The sequence below is a fragment of the Mesorhizobium sp. M1E.F.Ca.ET.041.01.1.1 genome, from assembly GCF_003997355.1.
Classification (GTDB): domain Bacteria; phylum Pseudomonadota; class Alphaproteobacteria; order Rhizobiales; family Rhizobiaceae; genus Mesorhizobium.
On the sequence record NZ_RZSL01000973.1, the window covers coordinates 1 to 1,445 of the forward strand.

The 1,445-nt window shown below is 66.3% G+C and carries 1 protein-coding gene and 2 pseudogenes; 2 read left to right on the top strand and 1 reads right to left on the bottom strand.

Annotation, left to right across the window (positions count from 1 at the left end; genetic code table 11):
- Both clpA and EOA38_RS36495 read left to right on the top strand, forming a co-directional pair.
- Positions 1 to 622 (top strand): annotated as a pseudogene (gene clpA / locus EOA38_RS36490) (ATP-dependent Clp protease ATP-binding subunit ClpA); the annotation flags it as partial.
- A 60-nt stretch (positions 623 to 682) separates the two neighbouring features.
- On the top strand, positions 683 to 1,309 hold the full coding sequence (locus EOA38_RS36495; protein ID WP_126093870.1) for a chloramphenicol phosphotransferase: 627 nt from the start codon (positions 683 to 685) through the stop codon (positions 1,307 to 1,309).
- A gap of 13 nt (positions 1,310 to 1,322) precedes the next feature.
- On the opposite strand, the pseudogene EOA38_RS40780 reads toward EOA38_RS36495, so the two are convergent.
- A pseudogene (locus EOA38_RS40780) lies at positions 1,323 to 1,445 on the bottom strand (HIT family protein); the annotation flags it as partial.

Genomic DNA, 1,445 nt, shown 5'->3' on the forward strand with positions numbered 1-1,445 from the left:
GATCATGACGACCAATGCGGGCGCCTCTGACGCTCAGCGCGCGGCGATCGGCTTCGGCTCGACCAAGCGCGAAGGCGACGACGTCGAGGCCATCAACCGGCTGTTCACGCCGGAGTTCCGCAACCGTCTCGACGCGATCATCCCGTTCGGCTCGCTGCCGGTGCCGGTGATCCATCAGGTGGTGCAGAAGTTCGTCATGCAGCTCGAGGCGCAACTCTCCGAGCGCGGCGTCACTTTCGACCTGTCGCCGGATGCGATCGCCTGGCTTGCCGACAAGGGCTATGACGAACGCATGGGCGCGCGTCCGCTCGGCCGCGTCATCCAGGAGCACATCAAGAAGCCGCTGGCCGACGAGGTGCTGTTCGGCAAGTTGAAGAAGGGCGGCACGGTGCGGGTGACCGTGGAGAAGAAGGAAACCGGCGAGACCGGCCTGAAGCTCGAATCGCTCGCCGACGAAGCGCCGGTGAAGCCGAAGAAGGAAGAGCCGGAGGACTCGCCGAAGGCGAGGAAGGCGGCGGCGAAGAAGCCAGTTGCCAAGAAGGCTGCGGCGCAGAAGCCGGAGCCGAAGGGCAAGGACGGCGGCAAGCGCAGCCTCGTCCCGCAACTGCCCCGCAAGGGCTGACCGCTCATAAGCCAAAAAAAGCCCCGGCGACGGGGCTTTTTTCGTTGAAGGAACCGACGCGTGACTGCCGGACAAATCATCATTCTCAACGGCGCGCCGCGATCCGGAAAGTCGAGCATTGCCGCCGCCATTCAGGAGATGCTCGATGGCGTTTGGGTCAATCTCGGCGTCGACGCCTATGCGCAAATCACTCCGCCGCGATTGCGTCCGGGCATCGGCCTGCGCCCCGGCGGCGAACGCCCCGACCTCGAGGTTTTCGTGCCGCGCCTTTACGCCGCGCTTTACGACTCCATCGTGGCGCACAGTCGCCAGGGGCTGAATGTCGTCACCGATGTCGGGCACCACGATGCCTATTCGAGGTCGCTCAACGTCCTTCCCGACTGCGCCAAGCGCCTGGCCGGCCTGCCGGTCCTGTTCGTCGGCGTCCGCTGCCCGATCGAGGCGATCCTGCAAAGGCGCGCCGCCGGCGCGGCGGACGGAATTTACGTGGCCGGATCGGACGAGGATCCGATGCCTTGGCCCGTGCGCCTGTGGCAGGAAGAGGTCCACAGGCCCGGCATCTACGACCTGGAAATCGATACCTCGCAGCTAGGCCCGGAAGCGTGCGCCGAGGCGATCCGGCAGCGGCTCATCGCAGGACCGGAGCCGACAGCCTTCCAGAGACTGGCGCAAATGCGGGCCGCCTGAACCCGCCGCAGGATCAGCCGCCAAGCGCCGCCCGGATCTTGCCGGCGTTCTCGGCCAGCACCTCCGGCTTCTCCATCTGCCCGGAATGCGGCTTGAGCGGCACGCCCTCGAAGCGCGGGATGACATGGACATGAAG